17 protein-coding genes and 1 pseudogene are annotated in these 25862 nt (G+C 69.5%); 8 read left to right on the top strand and 10 right to left on the bottom strand.

Annotation, left to right across the window (positions count from 1 at the left end):
- The first annotated feature begins 43 nt into the window (after positions 1-43).
- Positions 44-1498, top strand: coding sequence for a glyceraldehyde-3-phosphate dehydrogenase (locus TN53_RS30845; RefSeq protein WP_046262014.1), 1455 nt, complete (start codon positions 44-46; stop codon positions 1496-1498).
- A gap of 46 nt (positions 1499-1544) precedes the next feature.
- Here TN53_RS30845 and TN53_RS30840 read toward each other — a convergent pair.
- From TN53_RS30840 to TN53_RS30830, 3 genes and pseudogenes are all read right to left on the bottom strand, one after another.
- A pseudogene (locus TN53_RS30840) lies at positions 1545-2027 on the bottom strand (hypothetical protein); the annotation flags it as partial.
- Between the two features lie 12 nt (positions 2028-2039).
- Positions 2040-2354: a RyR domain-containing protein gene (locus tag TN53_RS30835; RefSeq protein WP_052745337.1), complete on the bottom strand. Its 315-nt coding sequence runs from the start codon at positions 2352-2354 to the stop codon at positions 2040-2042.
- Entirely contained in the window at positions 2351-4564 is a 2214-nt protein-coding gene (locus tag TN53_RS30830; protein WP_046262013.1) for a TIR domain-containing protein, read from the bottom strand. Before TN53_RS30830 ends, TN53_RS30835 begins: the two co-directional genes overlap by 4 nt.
- Positions 4565-4692: 128 nt before the next feature.
- Here TN53_RS30830 and TN53_RS30825 point away from each other — a divergent pair, with 128 nt between their 5' ends.
- Together TN53_RS30825 and TN53_RS30820 are read left to right on the top strand one after the other, a co-directional pair.
- Positions 4693-5814, top strand: a complete 1122-nt coding sequence (locus tag TN53_RS30825) for a hypothetical protein (protein ID WP_046262012.1) — start codon at positions 4693-4695, stop codon at positions 5812-5814.
- Positions 5815-5931: 117 nt separating this feature from the next.
- Positions 5932-7311 carry a hypothetical protein gene (locus TN53_RS30820; protein ID WP_046262011.1) on the top strand — a complete coding sequence of 460 codons (1380 nt, stop codon included), beginning with the start codon at positions 5932-5934 and terminating at the stop codon, positions 7309-7311.
- A gap of 133 nt (positions 7312-7444) precedes the next feature.
- Here TN53_RS30820 and TN53_RS30815 read toward each other — a convergent pair whose 3' ends face one another.
- From TN53_RS30815 to TN53_RS47495, 3 genes are read right to left on the bottom strand one after another with little or no spacing between them, the layout of a single operon-like run.
- Positions 7445-8044 (bottom strand): TetR/AcrR family transcriptional regulator, encoded by a 600-nt coding sequence (locus TN53_RS30815; protein WP_046262010.1) that lies wholly within the window; start codon positions 8042-8044, stop codon positions 7445-7447.
- Between the two features lie 20 nt (positions 8045-8064).
- Positions 8065-10119 carry a discoidin domain-containing protein gene (locus TN53_RS30810; RefSeq protein ID WP_046262009.1) on the bottom strand — a complete coding sequence of 685 codons (2055 nt, stop codon included), beginning with the start codon at positions 10117-10119 and terminating at the stop codon, positions 8065-8067.
- Positions 10116-10289, bottom strand: coding sequence for a hypothetical protein (locus TN53_RS47495; RefSeq protein WP_159038219.1), 174 nt, complete (start codon positions 10287-10289; stop codon positions 10116-10118). Before TN53_RS47495 ends, TN53_RS30810 begins: the two co-directional genes overlap by 4 nt.
- A gap of 107 nt (positions 10290-10396) precedes the next feature.
- On the opposite strand from TN53_RS47495, the gene TN53_RS30805 reads away from it, so the two are divergent.
- Positions 10397-13531 carry a glycoside hydrolase gene (locus TN53_RS30805; RefSeq protein WP_234441738.1) on the top strand — a complete coding sequence of 1045 codons (3135 nt, stop codon included), beginning with the start codon at positions 10397-10399 and terminating at the stop codon, positions 13529-13531.
- Here TN53_RS30805 and TN53_RS30800 read toward each other — a convergent pair.
- From TN53_RS30800 to TN53_RS30785, 4 genes are read right to left on the bottom strand one after another with little or no spacing between them, the layout of a single operon-like run.
- Complete coding sequence (locus TN53_RS30800) at positions 13520-15358, bottom strand: glycoside hydrolase family 127 protein (RefSeq protein ID WP_234441737.1); 1839 nt, start codon at positions 15356-15358, stop codon at positions 13520-13522. The genes TN53_RS30805 and TN53_RS30800 overlap by 12 nt on opposite strands.
- A gap of 40 nt (positions 15359-15398) precedes the next feature.
- Complete coding sequence (locus TN53_RS30795; RefSeq protein WP_046262007.1) at positions 15399-16226, bottom strand: carbohydrate ABC transporter permease; 828 nt, start codon at positions 16224-16226, stop codon at positions 15399-15401.
- A gap of 15 nt (positions 16227-16241) precedes the next feature.
- Positions 16242-17204: a carbohydrate ABC transporter permease gene (locus TN53_RS30790; protein ID WP_046262006.1), complete on the bottom strand. Its 963-nt coding sequence runs from the start codon at positions 17202-17204 to the stop codon at positions 16242-16244.
- 28 nt (positions 17205-17232) lie between these two features.
- Positions 17233-18552, bottom strand: coding sequence for an ABC transporter substrate-binding protein (locus tag TN53_RS30785; RefSeq protein ID WP_046262005.1), 1320 nt, complete (start codon positions 18550-18552; stop codon positions 17233-17235).
- Positions 18553-18722: 170 nt separating this feature from the next.
- Here TN53_RS30785 and TN53_RS30780 point away from each other — a divergent pair, with 170 nt between their 5' ends.
- From TN53_RS30780 to TN53_RS30765, 4 genes are all read left to right on the top strand, one after another.
- Entirely contained in the window at positions 18723-19751 is a 1029-nt protein-coding gene (locus TN53_RS30780; protein WP_046262004.1) for a LacI family DNA-binding transcriptional regulator, read from the top strand.
- Between the two features lie 107 nt (positions 19752-19858).
- Positions 19859-23134: a discoidin domain-containing protein gene (locus TN53_RS30775; protein WP_046262003.1), complete on the top strand. Its 3276-nt coding sequence runs from the start codon at positions 19859-19861 to the stop codon at positions 23132-23134.
- Positions 23131-24624: a family 43 glycosylhydrolase gene (locus TN53_RS30770; protein WP_046262002.1), complete on the top strand. Its 1494-nt coding sequence runs from the start codon at positions 23131-23133 to the stop codon at positions 24622-24624. The genes TN53_RS30775 and TN53_RS30770 overlap by 4 nt, the downstream gene beginning before the upstream one ends.
- Before the next feature lie 342 nt (positions 24625-24966).
- The gene (locus TN53_RS30765) at positions 24967-25818 is read left to right on the top strand and encodes an SDR family oxidoreductase (RefSeq protein ID WP_046262058.1); all 852 of its coding nucleotides are present in this window, start codon (positions 24967-24969) and stop codon (positions 25816-25818) included.
- The last annotated feature ends 44 nt before the right edge of the window (positions 25819-25862 follow it).

Below are 25862 nucleotides of genomic sequence, written 5' to 3'. Positions count from 1 at the left end.
GTTAGCATATGAGCGCCGCCTAGCTCGACTGAGAGATAGATCTGTGACTGTCAATGAGGACTCGTTCACCAATTGGAAGACTCGCGAGGAGATCGCGGAGTCGATGATCCCGATCATCGGGAAGCTGCACCGCGAGCGGGACGTCACCGTTCTGCTGCACAGCCGCTCCCTGGTGAACAAGTCGGTGGTCAGCATCCTCAAGACCCACCGCTTCGCCCGGCAGATCGCCGGCGAAGAGCTGTCGGTCACCGAGACGCTGCCCTTCCTGCAGGCACTCACCACCCTCGACCTGGGCCCGTCCCAGATCGACATCGGCATGCTCGCCGCGACCTACCGCGCCGACGACCGCGGTCTGTCGGTCGAGGCGTTCACCGCCGAGGCCGTCGCCGGCGCCACCGGCGCCAACAAGATCGAGCGCGGCGAGGGCCGTGACGTCGTCCTGTACGGCTTCGGCCGCATCGGCCGGCTCGTCGCCCGCCTGCTGATCGAGAAGTCGGGCTCCGGCAACGGACTGCGGCTGCGCGCCATCGTCGTCCGCGGGGGCGGCGGGCGGGCCTCCGAGGATCTCGTGAAGCGGGCCTCGCTGCTGCGCCGCGACTCGATCCACGGCCAGTTCCAGGGCACGATCACCGTCGACGAGGCCACCGACACGATCACCGCCAACGGCAACGCGATCAAGGTCATCTACGCGAACGACCCGTCCGAGGTCGACTACACGGCGCACGGCATCAAGAACGCCATCCTCATCGACAACACCGGCAAGTGGCGTGACCGCGAGGGCCTGTCCAAGCACCTGCGCCCCGGCATCGACAAGGTCGTCCTGACCGCGCCGGGCAAGGGCGACGTCCCGAACATCGTGCACGGCGTCAACCACGACAGCGTGAAGCCGGACGAGCAGATCCTGTCCTGCGCGTCCTGCACCACCAACGCGATCGTGCCACCGCTCAAGGCCATGGCCGACGAGTACGGTGTGCTGCGCGGCCACGTGGAGACGGTGCACTCGTTCACCAACGACCAGAACCTGCTGGACAATTACCACAAGGCCGACCGTCGCGGCCGCTCGGCGCCGCTCAACATGGTGATCACCGAGACGGGTGCCGCCTCGGCCGTCGCCAAGGCGCTGCCCGACCTGAAGGCGCCGATCACCGGCAGCTCGATCCGGGTGCCCGTGCCGGACGTGTCGATCGCGATCCTCAGCCTGCGCCTGGGCCGTGAGACCAGCCGCGAGGAGGTCCTCGACTACCTCCGGGACGTCTCCCTGAACTCGCCGCTGAAGCGCCAGATCGACTTCACCACGGCCCCCGACGCCGTCTCCATGGACTTCGTCGGCTCCCGCCACGCCTCGATCGTCGATGCCGGCGCCACCAAGGTCGACGGCGACAACGCGATCCTCTACCTCTGGTACGACAACGAGTTCGGCTACTCCTGCCAGGTCATCCGGGTCGTCCAGCACGTCTCCGGGGTGGAGTACCCGACCTTCCCGGCGACGGCGGTCTGATCCCGGCATCCCCGTCGGCGGCGCCCTCGCGGCGCTCCTGGCGGGTGCGGGCGGCCCCGTCGGGCCACACCACGTCGACGGGGACGCCCGCCGCCCGGGCCTCGAGCACCGTGTCGGCGGTGCCGCCGCCTCTGCCGGTGGGCGCAGTGCCGTCCCATACGGCGACGAGCCGGTCGGCGCGTTCGACGAGAACGCTGTTCGCCGCCTCGTAGGCCTGTCGGCCGGCGGTCTCGATCGGCAGGACGACGACGTCCTCGGCAGCCTCGACCAGGTGGTCGAACACGGGGGCGTGGTCGGGCCGCACCCGCGTGCGGCGGTAGTCCTGGGAGGGGATGACGACGGCGAGCCGTCCGCCGGCGGCGAGCACGGCCTCCGCGAACACGCAGTCGGCACCCCTGGCGAGACAGGAGACCCCGACCAGCTCTCCGTCGCCGGCGTGGCGCCGCAGGAGTTGGTCCAGGGCCGCGCGCACCAGGACGGAGGTCTCCGCCGTGAGGTCGATGTGCCCGGTCACCGCGATCGTCGCCATGGAGCACCCCTTTCAGCGGCCGGCGGGCTCCTGGAGCGTGTAGCCGTGTCGGAGGATCACCTTCACCGAGCCCATGGCGACCACCCGGTCCGCCTCCTGCTGCTCATGGGTCAGTTCGCGGTACGGGACCAGCAACGGGTGGGTCTTCCCGCGACGGCTCAGACGGCGGCCGTACCGCCAGCCCTCGGACAGACGCTGGCGGGCCCAGTTGTCGTGGGCCTCCTCCGCGAGGATCTCGATCAGGGCGTGCAGGCTGTCGGGAACCTTCACGTCCGCGGTGCCGGTGGGTGGGGGCGTCCAGGGCTGCCGCCCGGCCCGTCGCATCATCCTGCTCTCCTGGGCGGGCTGGGCCAGGCCAACCGGATCGCTTCCACGATCAGGGTGGCGGCGACGTCGGCCGCGTACTGCTTCCAGGGCTTCTCCTGTTCCGGGCGGGCCGAGTTGACGGAGATGCCGTCGGTCGCGGTTGCGGCCACCGCGCACACCATGGAGAACGACACCTGGGTCCGGCCCGCCCTGCGGGCCTGGGTGACGGCACGTGCCGCGTTCGCACCGCCGAGCTCGACGGCCGCGAGCCCGGGCCAGGCCACCAGCACCGGACGCAGGGCCGGGTCCCCGCTGCCGTCGACGGGGGCGTCGCCCGAGGCGACGGGGCCGACCACGACACGCGGGCTGTCGCTGCGGGGGCCGCCGGGCGGCCGCTCGAAGATCCTCTCGGTCCAGTACGTGTAGTTGAGGCGCATGCTGTCGCCGAGCGCGGCCACCCCCTCGTGCGCCAGGTGACTGCGGTCGGTCCGCGGCAGACAGGCCTGTTCCAGCTCGTCGTACGCGTAGCCGTGCAACCGGTTGGAGATCACCACGTCGCCCGGCACGAGGTCGGGCGCGATGCCGCAGCAGGCTCCGAGGAAGACGACCGTCTCGGGCTGGTGCTCCTCGATCGTGGCGGCGAGGGCGTTGGCGACCCCGTCCGGGCCGCCGCAGGGCTGTGCCACGACCACCTCGTAAGCGCTGCTGCGGCCCACCGCTTCGATGCTGGTACGGATCCACTCGCATCCGGTGCCGTGCCGCTCGGTCCCGGTGAGCGAGCCGGAGGTCTCCAGATGCCGGCGCAGTGCGTCGTGGGCCTCGGGCAGCAGCGTGACGATCGCGATGTCGCACCGGCGTCCGGGCGCGGCAGCCGACTCCCCCGGCGTGACGCCGCGTTCCTCCAGTCTGCGGCGCTCGACGAACTCGTTGTCCACGTCATCGCTGATGACCGCGACCTGTTCGTCCTGGGAGAGGTGACCGATGGCACGCCCCTGGAAGGTGACCTGCCGTGCCACGCCCGGCCCCAGGAAGTAGGGCAGAATGACCAACCGGCCGTCGGCGCGCAGCCGTTCGGCGATGTTGTACTCCTCCCGGCAGTATTCGCTTGCCCAGTAGTGCTGGCTGATGAGCGGCAGGAACAGCCGGCACGCGGCGACGTTCGCGTACAGCTGGCTGCGCCAGTCCGCGCCGAGTTCGATGGTGTTGCGGCGCAGGTAGTGGAAGTACGAGAGGTTGTGCAGTTCGAGGCTGCGGCCGACTCGTTGGGCGAGCGAGTCGTCGCCGCGGGCGTTGCTCAGGAAGACGCTGCCCTGTGCCCGCCCGAGGCTGTGGAAGTATCCGACACCTTCGTCGTAGGTCTCGAACTCCAGCCGTGGCTGGTAGAACCGGGCCACCAAGTCCCTTAACCGGTCCGCGAGTTCCTCCGGGTCACTCCAGTGGACGGCGATGCGGTCCGCCGGTTCGGCCGCCCTCAGGGCCTCTCCGCTCAGCAGTTTCGACGGCTGCGGTCGGTAGCGGCCGTCGGGAGGTTCGTGGATGAGCTTGAGCGTAGGCCTGAAGCGTCCACTGAGCTGGGGGAAGACCCAGGGCTCCGCGAACGGGGAGGCGACGTCGACCACGATGAAGTCGCATTCGTCGACGGCGAGCAGGAACTCGAACGAGTCCCGGAACTCCAGGCTGATCAGGCGAGCTCGGTATCCGACGTCCTCGACCGCCCGCCGTATGTGCGGTTCGGCGGCGCGGTAGGCGGAGTCGTCGGGCAGGATCAGTCCGACCGTGCCGAGGAGGCCTCGGGTGGCGTCATCGGCCGGCCCGCTCCGCCCGGCCAGGCGTCCGATGGCGGACTTCACCCTGTCCGCGTCCGGCAGTTGACGGCGGTTGAACGCCACGCGCTCCTCGTCGGCGGCCGGGAAGAAGCCCGCCGACACCCCTGACTCCATGAACACGAGCCTTGGCTTCCTGGCCTGTAGGGCCAAGTCGTGTTCGTACACCATGAAGGGCGAGGCGCGGTACCAGCGCTCTTCCTGACGATGCGTCACCACACCCACGAAGCAGGCACTCTGATCCATCATCAGTTCGAGATGGGTGGGAGACAGGGGGTTCGTCTTGGGGTCGACCGCGAAGGTGAAGCCCTCGTCCCAGAAGAGTTTCCAGAAGTGCTCGTTCAGCTCGCGGTCCTCGGCCCAGTAGCTGTGACTGAAGTAGGCCGGTATTCGGCTGACGCCCGCCATCACTTCTCCCCACCGTCGGCTCACCTATCCCCCCGCACGCCCCCGGCTACACCCCGAACGCCAAGAAATCCGGTGAAACCGAGCAGAACCGGTCGAGGAGAACAGCGGCCAACTGCCTAGACTGGTACATGACTTCGCCGCACTCCGCGCGTCCGCTCATAGCCGTCGTCGGCAGCACCGACCCCCACCGCTCCTTCACCCATCCCCTCAGGTCCGCCGATCTCGCTCCCGAGGCCTGCCGGCAGCTGGGCAGGGAACTCGCACGGGCCTGCTGCGATCTGGCCGTCTTCTCCAGCAGCCCCGAGTACATCGAGACGGACGTCGTGGCCGGATACGCGGACGCCTGCACCGAGGCGGAGCCAGGCCGGGTGGCGGCCTTCCCGCCACGCCACAGCGATGTCGACTTCGCTCTGCCGCCGGATGCCCACGTCCGTATGGAGATCCTCCGCGACAGCAGCGGCGAGTGGGAGGTGGCCTTCTACCACACCCTTCTGACCTGCGACGGTGTGCTGCTCATGGGCGGGGGCCAGTCCACCCGAGTGGCCGGGATCATCGCCCTGGCGCAGCGTCTGCCGCTGGTGTCGGTGGCGGCGTTCGGCGGCGGCGCCGGCCAGGTGTGGATCAACTTCGACAAGGTCCGCAACGACGCGGACGACTCGGACATCCGCCTTATGGGCGACAACTGGTCCTCGGTGTCCGCCGCGCGGCTGATCGCCTGTCTCCTGCGCCAGCGTGAGCGCAGGCTGCGGAACATCGCGGAGCGCGCGCAGGGCGAGCGTACGGCCGCTCGGCGTTCGGCCCGGGGGCTCACGGTGGCAGCCGTGTGCATGCTGGCCTCTCTCGCGGCGCTGGTGACGGCCGAGCAGTCACGGCAGGCGGGCGCCCTGGATCTGCTGGTCCTGGTGGGCGCACCGCTGGTGGCCTCCGCCGCGGGGGCCATCCTCCGCAACTCCTTCGAGAGCGATATGCGTTGGGGGCGGGCCGCGGTGCGGGGTCTGGGTGCCGGGCTGGTCTCCGTCCTTCTCTACTTCGCCTCCCAGCTGCTGACCGTCCCCGCTCTCCTCGACGACCTGGACGTACGCCGTCTGCTGTTCTTCACCATCCCGCTCGGTTTCACCGCGGGCTTCACCTTCGACCTCGTCTTCGAGCGGCTCCGCTCCGGTGCGGCCGGCCCGCCGGCCGTCCAACCCCCCGATCCCCTGGCGCCGGGAGCTTCCCGTCCCCCGAACAGCGACGGCCCCCGGAGCTGACGTCCCAACTGCTCCAACCCTCCCAGCCGTTGACCGGGACCTGAGGCGACAGCAGAATGAGCGCGCACTCCTGAGAGCGCTCTCAAACGCGTCCGCCCCTTCGATTCGAGGAGACCCATGACCGGCAGCCAAGGCCGCCCCGCGTTCAATCGCCGCGCACTCATCGGAACCGGACTCGGTGCCGCGGTCCTCCTCGCCGCCGGTTCGGGCACCGCGCGCGCGGCGGACAGGGCCACCGCCTCCGCCCGGAGCCGCGCCCAGGCCTTCCTCGCCGCCGCCATGGACGCCTACCCGGACCACGGCACGATCCGCCTCGCCCAGAGCTACACCGATCAGGCAGGCCTGTTCAGCACGGCGTTCACCTACGACAACGCGCTCGCGATCCTGGCGAACCTGGCCTGCGACACCGAGGGCGGCAGATCCCGCGCGACAGCGCTCGGCGACGCGCTTCTCTACGCACAGGCCAACGATCCCGACCACGACGACGGCCGACTCCGTCAGGCCTACAACGTGGGGCCGTACACCTTCTACGACGGCACCCTCCAGCCCGACGGGTTCGTGCGGACGGACGGGAAGGCCAACATGGGTTGGCAGTTCGGCTTCACGGGCACCGCCGTGGGCGACATGGCCTGGGCCGGCATCGCCCTCGCCGCGCTGGCCCGGCGGACCGGGGAGCGCCGCTTCCTCGCCGGTGCCGTGCGGATCGGCGAGTGGATCGAGCGCGTCGGGCGCACCGACGAACCGCTCGGCGGTTTCAAGTTCGGGGTCGACGGGGCGAACAAGAAGCTGCCGTTCACCTCGACCGAGCACAACACCGACCTCATCGGCCTGTTCGGCCAGCTCGCCCGGCTCACCGGGGACCGGGTGTGGCGGGAACGGCGTGCGGTCGCCGGGGCGTTCGTCAAGAAGATGTGGGAGCCGGGCGGGGGCTTCTTCTACACCGGCACCAACGACGGCGTGACGATCAACAGGTCGCCGATCCCCGAGGACACCCAGACCTGGACACACCTCGCCCTCAACTCCCGTGTGTACGGCCGCTCGTTGGACTGGGGCGCCACCGAACTGGCCGTTCTGGACACGCCCGAGCGCCCCAACAGCACGGTCCCCGCGGGCCAGTCGTACGAAGGCGTCACCTTCAGCTCCGCGAGCCTGCTGGCGAACGAGGGCGCCCCGATCGCCGACGGCCAGCCCAGGCCGGACCGCAACGGAGTGTGGTTCGAGGGCACGGCCCATCTGGCGCTCGCCCTGCGCCATCGCCAGGACTCCGGGGACGAGAAGCGCGCCCGGCGCCTGATCGCCTCCATCGAGCGGGCCCAGGATCTGCTGGGCGCCGACCAGACCTTCGGCGGCAGGGCAGTGGCCGCCAGGTCCGGGGTCGTGTCGGCGAGCAGCCCGCTCGACACCGGTTTCGGGTTCGGCTACTACCCGTACCGGCACACCGGCGCCACCGCCTGGTACCTGCTGGCCGCCGCGAGGTCCAACCCGCTCAAGGCCTAAGCGCTCCGCGGGAACCGTCGGCCGTCCGCGGCGCCGTCGTGGCTGGTCGCGCCCCGCGGCGGAGCCGCATAGTGATACGGCCCCGCGCCCCTTCAGGGCGCTGCCGAACCGTAGCGGACCTCACCCGACCCGCTTAGCCGTCAGCCGTCACCAGTCCCGCGATATGGGCGGTGACGGTGCCGAGGATGTCGGTCCAGGCCCCCTCGTCGCCGAGTACCAGGTAGTTGAGGGTGAGCCCGTCGGTCATGGCGGCCAGATAGCGGGCCAACGCGGGGACGGGCACCCGGAGTCGGAAGTCGATGGTCTGGCTCAGCTGCTCGATGAGCTCGGTGTAGAGCTCCCCGTACAGTTCGTACTGCCGCCGCGCCAGCTGCTCGAACCCCGGCTCGCGCAGGGCGTACTGGGTGAGTTCGTAGGTCAGCATGTGCTCGTCGGGGTGTGCGCGCACATGGTCCCAGTACGCCTGGAAGCCGGCCCGGACGGTCTCCTCGAGGGTGTCCCGGGGCTTGAGTGCCTCCTTCACGATGGTCACGTAGTGGTCGGTGATGGTGGTGATGACGGACTCGATCAGTTCCTGCTTGGAATCGAAGCAGTAGTGGAAGACGCTCAGGGAGACGCCCGCCTCGGCGGCGATGGACCGGGTCGTGGTCTTGGCCACGCCGTCCCGGGCCATCGCCCTGATCGCCGCTTCCGTCAGTTGCCGACGCCGTTCGGTCGACGGCATGCGTGCCATGTGCGGCTCCCCCGTGCTCGTCAGGCGCTGTTCACGCCGACCTCGTGGAGCGAGTATCCCCAGTCGGTGCCGCGGTCGAGGCCGTGGACACGGACGTAACGGGCCGGTGTGCCGGTGAACTTGGCCGTGTCCAGGCCGCCGTCGCCGGAGGTGGTGGACCAGGCGGTCTGCCAGTTGGTGCCGTCCGTGGAGAGTTCGATGCGATACGACTTCCCGTACGCGCGCTCCCAGTCGAGCGTGACGCGCGAGACCAGGTTGGTGGCGCCGAGGTCGACCTGCCACCACTGGTCGTCGCTCCAGTCACTGGCCCAGCGGCTGTCGCCGTCGCCGTCCACGGCCCGCCCCGGCTGGTAGCTGGTGAACGGGTTGGATTCGGACGAACTCGCCGTCGCGGTACGGCCCTTGGCCAGGTTGACGCCGGCCTGGTGCTGCTCGGAGGCGCCCCAGGTGTCGAGGTAGGACTCCGCACCGCGGAACAGGTCGTCGACGACGCCCTGGCCGCCGACGCGCCGGATGTCCTCGATCCAGTCCGGGATCAGACCGACGTTGGCGCCGCCGTCCGTGTTGAAGTCGAAGGTGCGCGAGCCGACGGTCTGCTTGTCGATGACGGAGCCGCCGTCGACACTCTTGAAGGGGTACGTCACCTTGTTCGTGGCGTCGGCGCCGCGCGGGGCGGGATGGTCGCCGATGCCGTTGAAGTCGGTGCCGTAGCCGTAGCCCACGTCGTACTTGGCACGCAGCGCGTCGGTCCGCTTCGCCTCCGTGCTGAAGCCCTCGGAGCCGTGCATGTACTGGGCGACGAAACCGCCGACGGAGTAGACCCGCTCGGTCCAGTTGAGGTCCATCCAGCTGTGCGAGGAGAGCACGCCGGGGTAGGAGGCGGCCTCGAACATGTCGAGGACCTGGCCGGTCGCCTTGACGCTCATGTGGTCGATCTCGAGCATCATCTTGCGTTTCATCATGCCCTGGACGGCGTACTCACCGAGGTCGGTGAGCCCGCGGACGTTGCACTGGGCGTTTTCGTCGTACTCCGGGACCTCGGTGCCCGCCGGCAGATCCGCCTCCGCCTCGGACGCGGCCGTTCCGATGGGGTTGTCGTGCTGGGGGCCCGTGCACTTCTCGGTCTTCCAGAAGGTGCCGGTCGACAGGAACTGGCCCACGTTGATGGCCGTTCCGAGGCCGCCCTCGTCGAAGCGGACGCCGCACAGGGCGTTGTCGAACTTGTGGCACAGGAACATGCTGCGCACACCGAGGTCGTAGAGCTCGTCGAGCCCCTTGTCGATGTCCGCCTTGCTGCATTGCGCGATGTCGAGGATCTGTTTGCAGCCGAACGGCTCGGAGGTCTCGACGCCCAGGACCACGGCGAGTTTGCCCTGCTGGATGACCTGGCGGGCCTGCGCGGTGTCGGTGACGATCCGGAACCAGCCCTTGCCCGGGCCTCCGTGCATCGCGTCGACGTAGTCCTGGAGCTGGTAGGTCAGCTTGGCCTGCAGCCTGATCGAGGTCATCTCGTCACAACTGCGGTCCTTGAACGGGTAGACGGAGCAGATCACGCCGTTGGTGACGAGGTCGTTGACGAGCACCCGCTGCCCGCCGCGCCAGGCGCGCTCGATCCAGGCGTAGTAGTTGGCCTGATGGGTCATCGAGTCATACGCCGGCCAGTCCTTGAACGTCGGCCAGCCGACCGGGTCGTGCTTGCCGTCGCCGCCGTGGGTGATGTAGTCGAAGATCGCGAGCGTGCCGTCCGGGTAGTGCTCGGGGCAGTCCTTGAGCGCGTCGGCGACGCCCGCGGTGGAGAAGACCTTGCCGCAGATCAGCCGGCCGCCGAAGGCCTCGTTGGAGAACAGGTGGTTGTGCGCGTCGACGAACCCGCGTACCTCGCCTGCGGAGTTGGTGCCGGTGAACGGCTCACCGGTGACGTTGATCTGGGAGTCCGGCGTGGGACGCGCGCTCGGGTTCCACCAGTCGCTCGCGGCCGCCGAACTCGGCGTGGGGCCGAGGGCGATGGCCAGGACGAAGAGGAGCAGCGACACGATGGTCACGTCTTTGCGTCTGCGATACGAACATCGAGTCATGGTCGATACCACGCCCCTCGGTCGGCGCCCCATGGTTTTGTCATGACCGGCGCAATCTGTTCGACGAGGATCGCTACTGGCGAGTTACGAGTCAATAGTCCGGGACGCTTGACCTGATGAGTGTTCGGCGTGCGCAGTGTCTTGACGTGTTCATTTTCGTCGATGAGCATGCCTTGAGCCTGATCGCTTCTGGTTGATTCTGTGCTTCTCCGTGCTTGTGCCTCTCCGTGCTCCGGAAGGGAGCTCCGTGTCCAGCCGACGCCGCATCGTCCGGGTCTTGACGCCGGCCATCCCCCTCACACTCGCCGCGGGACTCGTCACCGCCGTCCCCGCCACCGCCGCGGACACAGCTCCCCTCAGCTCGGTGACGGTACGGGTCGATCCGTCGTACCAGCAGCAGGAGTTCGAGGGCTGGGGGACGAGTCTCGTCTGGTTCGCCAACGCCACGGGCGGCTATCCGGAGCCGATCCGAAGACAGCTCGTCGACATGCTGTTCGGCGAGGACGGGCTGGCCCTCAACATCGCGCGCTACAACATCGGTGGCGGCAACGCCCCTGACGTCCGCAAGGACTACATGAAAGCGGGCGCGACCATGGAGGGCTTCTGGAAGGCGCCCGAGGGCACCACCCAGAAGGACATGGACTGGTGGGACCCGGACAACGCGGACCACTGGGACTGGAACGCCGACGCGAACCAGCGGTGGTGGGTGGACCAGGTCAAGGACAAGGTCACCAAGTGGGAGGCCTTCAGCAACTCGCCGCCCTGGTTCCAGACGGTCAGCGGGTACGTGTCCGGCGGCTTCGACTCCGGCGCCGACCAGATCCGCGCCGACCGCGTCGACGACTTCGCCGCCTACCTCGTCCGTGTGTCCGAGGAGATGGAGAAGGAACACGGCATCACCTTCGACACCATCGACCCGCTCAACGAACCCAACACCTCCTACTGGGGCACCCAGTTGGGCGCCGACGGCCGGCCCACAGGCGGCCGGCAGGAAGGCGCGCACGCCGGGCCCGCCCTCCAGCAGAAGGTGATCCTCGCCCTGGACAAGGCCCTCGATGGCGCCACGACCAAGGCCGAGGTCTCCGCCATGGACGAGACCAACCCCGGCATCTTCACGACGAACTGGAACGCCTACACCGCCGAGGCCCGGGCCGCCGTCGACCAGCTCAACGTGCACACCTACGGCACCGGCCAGCGCACCAGCGCCCGCGACATCGCCAAGGGCGCGGACAAGAAGCTGTGGATGAGCGAGGTCGAGGGCACCTGGGGCACCGGCACCGACTTCACCAGCATGGAGCCGGGCCTCGGCATCGCCACCCGCATGGTCGACGACATGCGTGAACTGGAGCCCTCCGCCTGGGTGTTCTGGCAGCCCATCGAGGACTCCCTCCCGCAGGCCGCCGCCGGCAAGAACTGGGGCAGCATCCATGTCCCGTTCAACTGCACGGCCGAGGACACCCTGGAGAGCTGCCCGATCCAGGCCAACTCGAAGTTCCACACCATCCGGAACTTCACCCACTACATCCGCCCCGGCGACCGCTTCGTGAAGGTCGACGACACCTCCAGCGTCGCCGCCGTCGCCAGGTCCGGTCGCTCCGCGACCGTGGTGCACGTCAACGGCGGCACGACCGCCCGTTCCGTGACCCTCGACCTGTCCCGCTTCGGCAAGGTCACCCGAGGCGCCACCGTCACCCCCGTGGTGACCAGCACGGACGGCGCCCTCGTCCAGGGCGCCCCGGTCCGCGTCACCGACCGGTCGGCCACCCTCACCGTCCCCGCGAAGTCGGTCACCAGCTTCCTCGTCAAGGGCGTCAGCGGCGTCGCGAAGGACGCCGCGCTCGTCCAGCCCGGCCATGTCTACCGGCTCAAGGGCACACAGAGCGGCAAGTCGCTCGCCCCCTCGGACGACGGCACCGGCGTCGTCATCCGCACGGACGACGCGAGCAACGCCCGACAGCTCTGGTCCGTACGCCGGTTGACGCCCGGGACCGACCATCGCGAGCGCTACGCCCTCACCAGTGCCACCAGCGGCAAGCAGCTCGCCGTACGCGAGAACCAGGCCGTCCTGGAGGATCCGTCGGACAGCGACGCCGCGCAGTGGATCCTGTCGACGACCGGCGACGACACGTGGACGTTCGTCAACGCCGCCACCGGCCGGCTGCTCGACGTCGGCGGACAGTCGTCGGCGGACGGCGCCAAGGTGTCGACGTACACCCCGACCTCGGCGGCGAACCAGCGCTGGACGGTGAGCGACGAGACCGTACTGCGCACCGAGAAGGCCGAGGTGTTCACCGTGCCCGGCCGGACACCGGCGCTCCCGGAGACGGTGACGCCGGTCTACCGAAACGGCGCCCGTGGCGCGCTGCCGGTCGTCTGGGACCCGCCGTCGCACGACGCGTGGGCCGGTCCGGGCACGGTACGGGTCAAGGGCACGGCGACCGATCCGCTCGGTCGGGAGATCCGCGCCAAGGCGGTCGTCACCGTCGACACCATCGCCTCGACGGTGCCCGGCCGCGCCAAGACCTACGTCGGCGGCAGTCCCGGCCTGCCGGACACGGTCGTCGGCGTCGGCGCGCACGGCGGCCGCACCGACCTTTCAGTGACCTGGGACGCGGCCCCCGAGGGCGCGTTCGCCGAGGCCGGCGTGGTGACACTGCGCGGCAGCGCACGAGTGGTGGACGGCAGCACGGTCGGCGCGTCGGTACGCGTGCAGGTCACCGAGGCGACGCAGAGCGACATCGCCTCCGACGCCGGCGTCTCGGTCGCGGCCACGTACACCGAGAGCGGCTACTCCGCCGAGCGCCTGCGCAACGGCGACACCTCCGACAAGGGCTGGTCCAACTGGCGGTCCGGCACCAAGAACCCGTCCGACACGATCACCTTCGCCCTCCCGACGACGCGCGACCTGGACCGGGTCGTGGCGCACTTCTACCGGGACGGGAGCAGCGTCTCCTTCCCGGCGAGCCTCAAGGCACAGGTGCGCCGCGCGACGGACGACACCTGGATCGACGCGAGCGAGGAGATCACGGTCGGGACCGAGGGCACGCCGGTGGTCGACGTGCCCATCGAGGCGGGCCCGGCGACCGGGGTGCGGCTGGTCATGACCGCCCGGTCCGGCGGCTACATCACGATGAGCGAGGTCGAGGTGTACGCCAAGGCCTCCGGCGTCTCCAAGGACGCGGCCGCCGCGTCGATCGAGGTGGCCGGCGTCCCGGTCGCGGACTTCGCCCCCGGCACGACCGACTACCGGGTCCGGACCGCCGATCCGCACCACGCCCTGGTCACGGCGACGGCCCGCGACCCCTACGCGACGGTCGACGTCGAGCGGAGCGGTGGGCGCGCGGTGGTCACCGTCACCAGCGAGGACCGGTCACGGACGACGACGTACCGCCTCACGCTCCTACGACGCTGAGTCCACGGTCGGCAACCACACTCGCATCGTCGAGGGTCCCCGGTTCGCCCAGGAGTGATAGGGGACCAGGACGATGCCCGTGCGGTCGCCGGCCGTCGGCGGGGCCTCGAACGGCGGGTACGGCCACGGTCGGTCCCCCGGAGCGCTGATCTCGCCCGCGACCACGACGGATCCGTCCGCCCTCCCCTCCGGCGGGGCGGACGGATCCACGCGCAGCGCGTCGACCTCGTGGCCGTGCGGCAGGTCCACGGACTCGGCGCAGTACACCAGCGGTCCGCGCTGGACGGCCGCGGTGCCGCGTATCGCGTCGACGCGCGGGTCGGCCCCGAGCCAGCGAGGTCGCAGGGGCAGTTCGAGGACTGTCTCGTCGCCGGGCCGGAAGACACGCGTCACCTCGGCCGTGCCCGGGGCGACCGCACGGCGGCCCCCGTCCGGGTCGACGAGCCATGCGGTGGCGCCCTGAGCCCATGCCGGGACGCGCAGCGACAGGGTCCACGGGTGGTCGGGCGACCGGGCGACGCGTACGGTCACGCGTCCGTCCGAGGGGTAGTCGGTACGGATCCGCAGCGCGATGCCGCCCGTGGTGATCTCGGCGTCGGCGTACTGGTGGAGCTGGAGGCCGAGGTCGTCGGTCGTCGCCAGGTATCCGGGCAGCAGGGCCAGGGTCCGTGCCACGTTGGGCGGGCAGCAGGACACCGCGAACCAGGGTGCGCGCAGGCTCGACTCGGCGCGCGGGATCTGGACGTCGGCCGCGGGCGCGGTGCCGCGGCGGCGCCGGTGCAGGGTGTTGGAGTAGAAGAAGGACCGGCCGTCCTCGGCCGGGCAGGTCGCGACCACGTTGAACAGGGTCCGCTCGGCCAGGTCGGCGAAGCGGGGCTCGCCGGTGGCGAGGAGAAGACGCCAGCTGAGCATGACGGAGGCGACGCCCGCACAGGTCTCGGAGTAGGCGCGGTCGGGCGGGAGGACGAAGTCGTCGCCGAAGGACTCGTCGCGGTGGTGCGAGCCCATGCCGCCGGTCAGATAGGTGCGCCGGGCGACCGCGGTCTCCCACTGCCGTACGACGGCGGCGAGCAGGTCCTCGTCCCCGGTCTCCACGGCCACGTCGACGGCACCGGCGGCGAGGTAGAGGGCGCGGACGGCATGGCCGCGCAGAACGGTCGCCTTCCGCACGGGCATGTCGTCCTGGTAGTAGGCGCGGCCGAACTCGCCGTCGCCGAGGGCACCTTGGCCCCTGCGGTCGATGAACAGCGCGGCCTGGTCGAGGTAGCGCTGCTCGCCGGTGAGCCGGGCCAGTTCGACCAGGGCCGTCTCGATCTCCGGATGCCCGCAGACACCCGGGGTGCCTTTGGCGTCGAAGAGGGCGCACACATGGTCGGCGGCGCGGCGGGCGATCTGCGTCAGCTCGCCCTCGCCGCGCGCCCGGGCCTGGGCCACGCCCGCCTGGATCAAGTGCCCGTAGCAGTACAGCTCGTGGCCCCATGCGAGGTCGCTGTAGCGGGGCTGCTGGCCGGGGCGGCCGAAGTTGGTGTTGAGATAACCGTCGGGTTCCTGGGCGGAGGCTATCGCCTCGGTGATCGTGTCGAACTCGGTGCCTGCCCAGCTCATGGCTTCGAGCAGCTTGTAGACCTCGGAGTCGGCGAACTCCCTTCCGCGCCGGGCCGTCACGGGGACGCGGAAGTTTGCGAGCCAACCGACGCGCTCCATCCAGTCGCGGCAGTGCTCGATGGTGGCGGTGGTGTTGACCTCCCGGCGCCGGGCCCAGAAGCCGCCGGTGATCTTGACCTCGTCGAGGCCGAGTGGCCGTAGACGACCACGGCTCGGTGCCACCGGTGCGACAGGATCTGTGCTCCTGTTCGACTTCAACGCATCATCCTTTCAGGGCACCCGACATGAATCCGCGCACGTAATGCCGTTGCAGCAGCAGGAAGACGAGGAGGCAGGGCACCGCGAGCACCACCACGCCCGCCTCGGTGGCGCCGTAGTCGACCGCGCCCATGCTCTGTTGCCGCAGATTGGCCACGACCAGCGGCAGGGGCGCCTTCTCACTGTCGGAGATGAGGATCAGGGGTGCGATGAAGTCGTTCCAGGCGGCGAGGAAGGCGAACAGTCCCACGGTGATCAGCCCCGGCCGCACCGCCGGGAGCAGGATCCGGCGCAGTGCGCCCGCCGGGCCGCAGCCGTCGACGAGGGCCGACTCCTCCAGTTCGCGCGGTACCGCCTCGAAGGAGATCCGCATCATGAAGGTGGCGAACGGCAGCTGGAACATGGCCAGTACCAGGCTCAGCCCGATCAGCGAGTTCTGCAGATGGAGCCTGCCGAGCAGCACGTAGAGCGGGATGAGGAGCGTGGCGTACGGGACCATGAGGATGGCCAGGGTCAGCAGGAACAGCAGGTTCTTGCCCGGGAACCGGAAGCGGGCGAAGGCGTAGCCGCCGAGCAGGGACACCCCGAGGGTCAGGGCCACGGTGAGCGCCGAGACGACGGTGCTGTTGAGGAGGTACTGCCACAGGCCGGCGTCGTAGTCGAGCAGGGTGCGGTAGTTGCCGAAGCCGTAGCCGGAGTCCTGTGCGGTGCCCGGCTGTTCACTGACCGAGGCCCAGCCGTTCCATACCAGGGGGAACAGGAAGATGACGGCCAGTCCTCCGGCGACGACGAAGTACGGCGTCCGGCCGAGGACTTGGGCGCGGTTGGGCATGGCGGGTCCCCCTTCCTACGACTCGTCGGCGCGGTGCAGGCCGCGGAACTGCAGGACGTTGAGCAGCACCAGTGCTCCCAACACGATGATCGACAGCGCCGCCGCGGTGCCGAGGTCGAGCCGCTGGAACGCCTCGCGGTAGATCAACTGCACGATGGTGACCGTGCTGTTGTCCGGGCCGCCCTTGGTGAGGACGAAGAACTGGTCGAAGGCGAGCAGCGATCCGGTCACACAGAGGAGGAGGGACAGGGCGAGCGACGGGCGCAGCAGCGGCAGGGTGATGCGGCGGAAGATCTGGCCGCGGCTCGCGCCGTCCATGCGGGCCGCCTCGTACAGCTCGTGAGGGATGCGTTGCAGACCCACGAGCAGGATCAGCATGTAGAACCCGGCGAACTTCCAGACCACCAGGAACACCGTCGACAGCAGGGCGTTGGTCGAGGTGCCGAGGAAGGACACCGGTTCGTCGACCAGGCCGAGGTGTTCGAGGGTGCTGCTGATCGGTCCGGTGGTCGGGCTGTACAGGCCCCAGAACAGCAGGGAGGCGGAGGCCAGTCCGAGGGCGCCGGGCAGGAAGTAGACGGTGCGGAAGAAGCCGGCGCCGGGGCGTGACTCCTGGACCAGGAGGGCCAGGAGGAGCGCGAGTCCGAGGAGGACGACCGTGACGATCACGGTGTACAGGAGGGTGAAGCGGACGGCGGGCCAGAACAGGGGGCTGTCGGTGATGTCGGTGTAGTTCTCGGGGGCGTTGCGGCCCTGGTCGCCCGCGAGGAGCGGCCAGTCGTTCAGGGACATCCGGCCGACCAGGAGCAGGGGCCACATGAAGAAGACGGCGACGAACACGGCCGTGGGAGCCGCGTATCCGAGTCCCTGGACCGTGCGGGAGCGCCACAGGGACTTGGCTGTACGGGGTCGGCGTGCCGGACGTGGGGGCCGGACCCGGTGTTCGGCCGCCGCTCGGTCGGGCGCCTTCACCTGCATGGCTCTCCTGTCGGTCGGCTCGGTGGGCTCAGTCCGCCAGTGAGGCGCTCACCTCGTCGTTGTCCTTGTCGACGGAACTCCCGTCGCCGAAGACGGCGTTGCGCATCATGGTCAGCCAGGGCCCGTTGGGGTCGTTGAAGGTCTGGCCGAACTTCAGCGCGTACGGGGTGTGGCCGTCCGCCACGAGCTCGTTGATGGTGACCAGGCGCGGGTCCGCGTCCGAGTACTTGTTGGACGCGAGGTCGGTGCGCGCCACCACGTCCTTGTGCGCGGCGACCACGTCGACCTGTGCCTTGTCGCCCACGGACCAGGCGAGGAAGTTCCAGGCCTGGTCGGCCGACTTGCTGGTGGCGGAGATACCGATGGCGTCACCGCCGACGAAGGTGGCCTTGCCGCCGTCGGGACCGGGGATGGGCGCGACCCCGAGGTCGAGGTTCTTCGGCATCAGGCCGAGGGTGGTCGACGGCATCGGCATCACGCCGATCTGTCCCTTCGGGAACAGTCCGGTCCAGGTGGCGCCCGTCTCGTCGCGGGCGCCGGGGGCCACGATGTCGTCGTCGACCCAGCCGCGGTAGGTGTCGTAGACCTTCTTCGCGGTGGCGGAGTCGAGCGTCGCCGCGGTGCCGTCCGCGTTCATCACCTCGTCCCCGGCGGCCCAGATGGACGGCCACCAGGTGAAGACACCGCAGCCGCCGCAATTGCCGCCGAAGAACGTGCCGTTGACGCCACCGCCGAGCTTGTCGACGGCGCGGGCCTGCTCGTCCCACTCCACCAGGGTGGTGGGCGGCTTCGCGGGGTCGAGCTTCGCCTTGCGGTAGAGGTCCTTGTTGTAGAAGAGCACCGACAGATCGAGGGTGTGCGGCACGACGTACTTCTTGTCCTCGTACGTGCCGGCCTTGATGTGCGACTGGGCCAGGTCGTCGGCGAAGGGCAGGGCGTCGATGCGGGCGGTGATGTCGGCGAAGAGCCGGCTGCTGGTGTAGTTGGGCACGAACACGACGTCCGAGGCGAACAGGTCCGGCAGGTCGCGGGAGCCGGCGGCGGCACCGACCTTGGCCTGGTAGTCGTCGGTGGGGATGACGGTGAGTTTGATCCGGTTCTTGTGGCTCGCGTTGTACGCCTTGACGAGGGCCTCGCTCTGCGGGCGGGTCGCCGCACGTGTCCACATCGTCAGCTCGGCGCCGTCGTCGACGCCGGTGGCGTTCGCGGCGACCCCTCCCCCGCCGTCTCCGTCGTCCGAATCGCCGTCGCCCGACCCGCATGCCGTGGCCAGTCCCAGGCTGGTGAGAAGGACCGCGGCCGTGACGAGGCGGCGGCCACGTCCGTGCGATCCGGTGGGGCTCCCCATGACGATCTCCCTCCGCGACGAACACCGGGAAGAAACAGGCCGAAAAGGCTTTCGCCAAGCTAGAGCCGAGCTGAAAGCCCGTCAATCCCTCGCGTACGAACGGAGTTTCAGGTGCATGCCGAAAGTTCTCGCGTACGGTTTACGGACGTGATGCGAGACAGGAGACACGCATGACACCAGCCCCCGGCCCCGCTCGTTCGCACACCACCACCCTCAGCGACGTCGCCCGGTTGGCGGGGGTGTCGGTCGCCACCGCCTCGAAGGCCCTCAACGGACGCAGCCAGGTGCGCGCCGAGACCCGGCAGCGGGTGATCGAGGCCGCGGAGCGACTGTCGTTCCGCCCCAACCAGCTGGCCCGCGGTCTGCTCGCCGGGCGGACGGGGACGGTGGGTCTGCTCACCAGCGATCTGGAGGGCCGGTTCAGCATCCCGATACTGATGGGCGCCGAGGACGCCTTCGGGGCGGGCGAGGTGGCGGTGTTCCTGTGCGACGCCCGGGGGGACGCGATCCGCGAGCAGCACCATGTCCGCGCGCTGCTCGGGCGTCGGGTGGACGGCCTCATCGTGGTGGGCAGCCGGACCGACCCCCGGCCCTCACTCGGCCGCGACCTGGCCGTTCCCGTCGTCTACGCGTATGCGCCGTCGGACGACCCGGCGGACCTGTCCATCGTCCCGGACAACGTCGACGCGGGCCGGATGGCGGTGCATCACCTGCTGGCCTGCGGCCGCACCAGGATCGCCCACATCACCGGGGATCCCGGCTACGCCGCCGCGCACGACCGGGTCGAGGGCGCGCGGGCCGCGCTCGCCGACGCCGGTGTCGTCCCGGTCGGCGAGCCACGGTTCGGGGCCTGGTCGGAGGGGTGGGGGCGGGCGGCCACGGCACTGTTGCTGGACCGGCATCCGGACGTGGACGCCGTGCTGTGCGGCAGCGATCAGATCGCCCGGGGCGTCATGGACGTGCTGCGCGAGCGTGGCCACCGGGTGCCGGACGACGTGGCGGTCATGGGCTTCGACAACTGGCAGGTCCTCACCTCCGGTTCCCGCCCGCTGCTCACCAGCGTCGACATGAACCTGGAGCAGGTCGGCCGGGCGGCGGCGCAGGCGTTGTTCGGCGCGATAGACGGTGCGACGCACTCCGGCATCGAGGCACTCCCCTGCCGGGTGGCGATCCGGGGCACCACAGCCCCACTGTCCTGAACCGCACGGACCGCCAACTCGGGCCTCTCCGAGCTCTCTTGACACTCCATCAGCCCGCTCCTACGTTGCGAAAACCTTTTAGGTCTTTTCAGCAAGGGGAGCATCCGATGCGAAGACGAACCGAGCCCGTCTTACAGCGCCTCCTGATCGTCCTGGCACTCCTCGTCTGTTCCGTCCTCACCGCCACCCCCGCTCGTGCCGCCCAGACCATCGGCTTCCCCACCTTCAGCGGCCCCGCGATCCCGGCCCCGCCCGTCGCCCACACGCCCGGCGACATGATGAAGGCGATCTACGACGCCGAGAGTTCGGGCACCGACTTCTGGATGGACCGTCTGCTGGCCCGCTCCGGCGACGACCCGGCCGGCCCCTGGCTGATGAGCCGGGGGCGTGCTCTGTTCATGAAGACGCACAACCCCGCGGTGCTCGGCTTCGGCGGCAACGTCGCCTACTGGGAGAGCGTCAACGACCAGAACGCCTACAGCGTCGCGATCAGCCCGGGCACCTTCACCGAGCAGGTCTCCCAGCGGTGGCAGGCGCCGAGCCACTGGAGGAGCGTGCACTCCAGCGGGTCGATCGCGGTCACCCAGACCAAGTTCATCACCGACAACAACGTCGCGGTGACGAACCTGTCGATCAAGAACAACGGCAGCGGCTCCACCACCCTTCAGTTGCGGGCGACTTCGCCGTACGCCACGACAGGCAGCGGCAGTGAGCTGACCGGCCAGGTCAACGCGTACAACAACCTGACCACGCTGCGCCCCCGGCTCACCGGCGACGGTTTCAGCGTCTCCAGCGGCGGCCTCAACCGCTCGGTGACCATCGCGGCCGGAGCCACGGCGACCGCGAAGGTCGTGATGGGCTTCGTCACCGACGAGATCCCGGCCTCGCTCACGGAGTACAACGCCTACGCCGGTTACTCCAACACCACCGCCTTCGCGACCCATGTCCGGGCCTACAACCAGTGGTGGGCGCAGAACGTGCCCTACATCGACGTGCCCGAACCGGCGATCAAGAAGAACATCTACTACCGCTGGTGGCTGATGCGCTTCAACAACCTCGACGCCGACATCCCCGGGCAGACCTTCCAGTTCCCGACCTCCACCGAGGGCGTCCTCGGCTACAACAACGCGATCGCGCTGACCCAGCCGATGCACATCGACGACCTCAAGTACCTGCGGGACCCGTCCTACGCGTACGGGGACTGGCTGAGCGTCGGCCAGGTCTCCAAGGGCGGCCGGTTCCTCGACAACCCGGGCGACCCGGAGAACTGGTCCAACAGCTACACCCAGTACATCGCCGAGGCGGCCTGGAAGAGCTACCAGATCCACGGCGGCCAGCCCGGCATCGCCGCCAACCTGGCCCGCTACGCCGAGGGCGACGTCAAGGGGCAGCTCGCCTACTACGACCACGACAACAACAAGCTGATCGAGTACGACTGGGGCGCCCTGACCGGCAACGACGCCGACGCCGTCTCCTTCCACTGGAAGCCCGGAAACATGGACCGCGCCGAATCCGCCTACCAGTACAGCGGCGCACTCGCAGCCGCCCAGGCCTATGAGGCGGTCGGCAACACGGCGAAGGCCACCGAGATGCGCACGCTCGCGACGCAGATCAAGGACGCGATCGTCAACGTGCTGTGGAACCCGAACCGGCAGTTGTTCGAGCACCGGTTGAAGTCGACGAACGAGTGGGTGCCCTGGAAGGAGATCAACAACTACTACCCGTTCTCGGTCGGCGCGGTGCCCAACACGGCCACCTACAAGCAGGCGTTGCGCCTGTACGACGATCCGGCCCAGTACCCGATCTTCCCCTTCTACACAGCCAACCAGGTCGACAAGCAGGCCGCGGCCGACGCCGGGAACCCGGGCTCCAACAACTTCTCCACCATCAACTCCACCGTCCAGTTCCGGCTCTACTCCTCGGTCCTGCGCAACTACCCCAACTCCTGGATGAACGCGACCGACTACAAGAAGCTCCTCTACTGGAACACCTGGGCGCAGTACGTCGGCGGCAACACCCAGTGGCCCGACGCCAACGAGTTCTGGGCGGACTGGAACGGCAGCTCGATCGACTACCGCTCCTGGATCCACCACAACATCCTGGGCAGCGGCAACTGGACCGTGATCGAGGACGTCGCCGGGCTGCGGCCCCGCAACGACGCCAAGGTCGAGCTCTCCCCCATCGACATCGGGTGGAGCCACTTCACCGTCAACAACCTCCGCTACCGGGGCGCCGATCTGTCGATCGTCTGGGACGACCCGGCCGACGGCGTGGTCCGCTACCCGGGCATCCCGGAGGGCTACTCGATCTACGTCAACGGCAGCCGGGCCGCCACGGTCAGCACCCTGGTGCCGTTCACCTGGGACCCGGCCACGGGCGACGTGACCACCAACGGCACGGTCACCCACCACACGGCCGTCTCCGGTCTCAAGGCCCCCAACCAGGTCGTGCAGAGCAGCCCCCGGATGGTCGACATGCTCGCCAAGGCAGGCATCGACCCCACCGCCGACCTGACCAACCTGGCCTCCGGCGCGACCGTGTCCGCCTCCCACACCGGGTCCGGCGCCAGCGCGTCCGGCGCGGTCGACGGCTACCCCACCAACGAACCCTTCTGGGGCGCCGGCGGCTCCCCCAACAGCCAGGACTGGTACGAGCTGAACTTCGGCACCGCCCGCACGCTCAACGAAGTACGCCTGTACTTCAAGGACAGCCGCCCGGCGAGCACGACCTACCGGGCGCCGTCGGCGTACACCATCCAGTACTACAACGGCAGTTCATGGGTGAACGTGCCGAGCCAGACCAAGAGTCCGGCCGCCCCGCGCGCCAACTACAACCTGGTGACGTTCCCGGCGCTCAGCGCCCAGCGCGTCCGGGTCCTGGCCACCAACGCCTCCGGCGCCAAGACGGGCCTCACCGAGGTGAAGGTGTTCAACCGGGGCGGGGCCCAACCACCCGTCAACCAGGCCGGATCCGCCACCGCGACCGCGTCGTACACCTCCCCCTGGGAGACCGTCACGGCGGTCAACGACGGGACCGACCCACCGTCCTCCAACGACACGGTGAACCCACGCTGGGGAACCTGGCCGGAGACCGGCCGGCAGTGGGCCGAGCTGACCTGGCCGTCCGCGAGGAACCTCGACAAGGCGGACGTCTACTTCTTCGACGACGACCAGGGCATCGACATGCCGTCCGCATGGAAGCTCCAGTACTGGAACGGCAGCGCCTACGTCGACGTCCCCGGCGCGAGCGCGTACACGCTGACCAAGAACCAGTACAACTCCGTCACGTTCACCGCGACGAGCACCACGCGACTACGGGTGCTGCTCACGAGCAACGGCACCAATTCCGTCGGCCTCCTCGAAGCAAAGGTGTACGGCCCGTGACCCGATCCCGATGTCTGTCCGCGCTCCTCGCCGCGCTCACCATGGCGGTCGCCTTCCTCGTGGCACCGCCCGCCTCCGCCGCCGTCGCCCTCACTTCGACGGCGGTGAACCAGAACGGGGGCAACTGCCTGGACCTGCCGGGCAGTTCGGCGACCGCCGGCGCTCAACTGCGCGCCTTCGCCTGCAACTCGGCCGCGAACCAGAACCTCGGCCTCACCCCTGTGTCGGGTGCGGCCGACGTCTACACGATCACCACCCAGTCCGGCCAGTGCGTCGACGTGTACGGCGCGTCCACGGCGGACAACGCGGCGATCATCCAGTGGCCCTGCCACAGCGGCACGAACCAGCAGTGGCGGCTCGTCCCGGTGACGGTCGCCGGTACCGACAAGACGTTCAACCTGGTCTCCGTCGGTTCCGGCAAGTGCGTCGCCCCGAGCGGCGGTTCGTCGGCCCCGAACACCAACCTGGTGCAGCTGCCGTGCTCCGCCGCCAACGGCAGGGTGTGGCGGCTGCCCGGCTTCTCCGGCGGCGGCACGACCCCCGGTACGTTCACCAACCCGCTCTCCCAGCACGGACCCGACCCCTGGCTGACGTACTACGACGGGTACTACTACCTCGCCACGACCACCTGGAACTCGACGGTCACCATGCGCAAGGCCGACACGCTCGCCGGTCTCGCCACCGCCACCGACCAGGTGATCTTCAACCTGACCAGGCCCAACGGGGCGGGCACGATGTGGGCGCCGGAGTTCCATCTGCTCGACGGGCCCAACGGCAAGCGCTGGTACTTCTACTACACGGCCGGGCGGGAGCCGTACGACCTGGGCACCCAGCGCATCCACGTCCTGGAGAGCGCCGGCCTCGACCCGATGGGGCCGTACAGCTTCAAGGCCGACCTGCTCGACCCGACCCAGGACAACACCTGGGAGCTGGACCCCGGCATCCTCCAACTCAACGGACAGCTCTATCTGTTGGGCACCTTCTACAACGGCTCGCAGCCCATGTTCATCCGGCCGCTGTCGAACCCGTGGACCGCGAGCGGCACCCGCCGGATCCTGTCCACCCCGACCTACAGCTGGGAGACGGTGGGCGGCGCCGTCAACGAGGGCGCGGAGGTCCTCCAGCGCAACGGGAAGACGTTCATCGTCTACTCCGCCAGTCACTGCTCCACACCCGACTACAAACTGGGCATGCTCACCTACAACGGCGGTGACCCGTTGAACTCCGCCTCCTGGGTCAAGTCCCCGAACCCGGTCTTCCAGCGGTCCAACGCCAACGGCGTGTACGGTCCCGGTCACAACGGCTTCTTCAAGTCGCCCGACGGCACCGAGGACTGGATCGTCTACCACGCCAACAACTCCACGAGCGGCGGCTGCGACATGAACCGGACCCCCCGGGCGCAGAAGTTCACCTGGAACGCGGACGGCACCCCCAACTTCGGCACCCCGGTGGCCCTCGGTGTCGCGCTGACCGCACCCTCCGGGGAGTAGATTGTCGGATTCTGACCATCGACAGTCGTGATCCGGCTCCGCCGCGTGCGCTTCCTCCCCCTACGTTGGGATTCGGCCGTTCCGCTTCGGCCGTCGGCCATGGCCATGAGGCCGGAACACCCAGCCGGAGGAGGAGGCCATGCGGGAGACGGACACGCTCCGTGCCGGGCGTGATCCGGCGCCGATGGAGAATCTCGTACGCCACACCCCCGGGGGCGTCTGGTGGGGGTCGGCCCCGTCCACCCGGACGTCCCCGCCGACCTCGGAGCCGTGCGCTGTCCCTGCCGTTCGGTGCGGACCGGCTCCTGAACGCACTGACCGTGTAAGGAAGTGATCTGGATCATGTCCGAGTCGACAGTGGTGGTCACCGGAGCCACGGGCCGCCTCGGCGGACGCGTCGCCCGCCGCCTGGCCGAGCGGGACGTGCCGCAGCGGCTGCTGGTGCGCAGCCCCGAGCGGGCGCCGCGGCTCCCCGGGGCGACACCCGTCCGTGCGAGCTACGACGACCACGAGGCCGTCGTACGGGGCCTGACCGGCACGGAGACCGTGCTCATGGTGTCCGCCTCCGAGAGCGCCGACCGGCTCGCCCAGCACCGCGCCTTCGTGGACGCCGCCGTCGAGGCCGGCGTACGGCACCTGGTGTACGTCTCCTTCTTCGGCGCGGCACCCGACGCCGTGTTCACCCTGGCCCGCGACCACTTCCACACCGAGGAACACATCCGCGCCACCGGGCTGGCGTACACGTTCCTGCGCGACAACATCTACGCCGAGTTCGTGCCCGATCTGGCCGGTGCGGACGGTGTCATCCGCGGCCCGGCCGGGCAGGGGCGGGCCGCGTTCGTCTCCCAGGACGACATCGCCGATGCGGCCGCCGCGATCCTGAACCGGCCGGCCGAGCACGCCGGTGCGGTCTACGACCTGACCGGACCGGAGTCCCTGTCGCTGGCCGAGGCCGCGGCCGTGCTGTCCGAGGTTCAGGGCCGTAAGGTCACCTATCACCCGGAGACGATCGAGGAGGCATACGCCTCCCGGGCCTCCTACGGTGCCCCGCAGTGGGAGCTCGACGCCTGGGTGTCCACGTACACGGCCATCGCGGCGGGTCAACTCGACGGCGTCAGCGACGCCGTTCCCCGTCTCACCGGGCATCCCGCCAGGAGCGTCGCCGACGTCGTGCGCGGTATGCCGCCCCGCTGACAAGGACTCCCGATGTTGCCGTACGGCTCGGGCTGCGAGACCTC

The sequence above is a fragment of the Streptomyces sp. WM6386 genome (assembly GCF_000972385.1).
In the GTDB taxonomy this organism is placed as follows: Bacteria; Actinomycetota; Actinomycetes; order Streptomycetales; family Streptomycetaceae; genus Streptomyces.
Note: the sequence above shows the minus strand (reverse complement) of the source record. Positions and strands in the feature narration are given on the sequence as shown.

Coding starts and splice junctions, on each gene's coding strand:
- TN53_RS30835 (WP_052745337.1), bottom strand. CDS start 2,354: ATGATGCGACGGGCCGGGCGGCAGCCCTGGACGCCCCCACCCACCGGC.
- TN53_RS30830 (WP_046262013.1), bottom strand. CDS start 4,564: ATGGCGGGCGTCAGCCGAATACCGGCCTACTTCAGTCACAGCTACTGG.
- TN53_RS30825 (WP_046262012.1), top strand. CDS start 4,693: ATGACTTCGCCGCACTCCGCGCGTCCGCTCATAGCCGTCGTCGGCAGC.
- TN53_RS30820 (WP_046262011.1), top strand. CDS start 5,932: ATGACCGGCAGCCAAGGCCGCCCCGCGTTCAATCGCCGCGCACTCATC.
- TN53_RS30815 (WP_046262010.1), bottom strand. CDS start 8,044: ATGGCACGCATGCCGTCGACCGAACGGCGTCGGCAACTGACGGAAGCG.
- TN53_RS30810 (WP_046262009.1), bottom strand. CDS start 10,119: ATGACTCGATGTTCGTATCGCAGACGCAAAGACGTGACCATCGTGTCG.
- TN53_RS47495 (WP_159038219.1), bottom strand. CDS start 10,289: ATGCTCATCGACGAAAATGAACACGTCAAGACACTGCGCACGCCGAAC.
- TN53_RS30795 (WP_046262007.1), bottom strand. CDS start 16,226: ATGCCCAACCGCGCCCAAGTCCTCGGCCGGACGCCGTACTTCGTCGTC.
- TN53_RS30790 (WP_046262006.1), bottom strand. CDS start 17,204: ATGCAGGTGAAGGCGCCCGACCGAGCGGCGGCCGAACACCGGGTCCGG.
- TN53_RS30785 (WP_046262005.1), bottom strand. CDS start 18,552: ATGGGGAGCCCCACCGGATCGCACGGACGTGGCCGCCGCCTCGTCACG.
- TN53_RS30780 (WP_046262004.1), top strand. CDS start 18,723: ATGACACCAGCCCCCGGCCCCGCTCGTTCGCACACCACCACCCTCAGC.
- TN53_RS30775 (WP_046262003.1), top strand. CDS start 19,859: ATGCGAAGACGAACCGAGCCCGTCTTACAGCGCCTCCTGATCGTCCTG.
- TN53_RS30765 (WP_046262058.1), top strand. CDS start 24,967: ATGTCCGAGTCGACAGTGGTGGTCACCGGAGCCACGGGCCGCCTCGGC.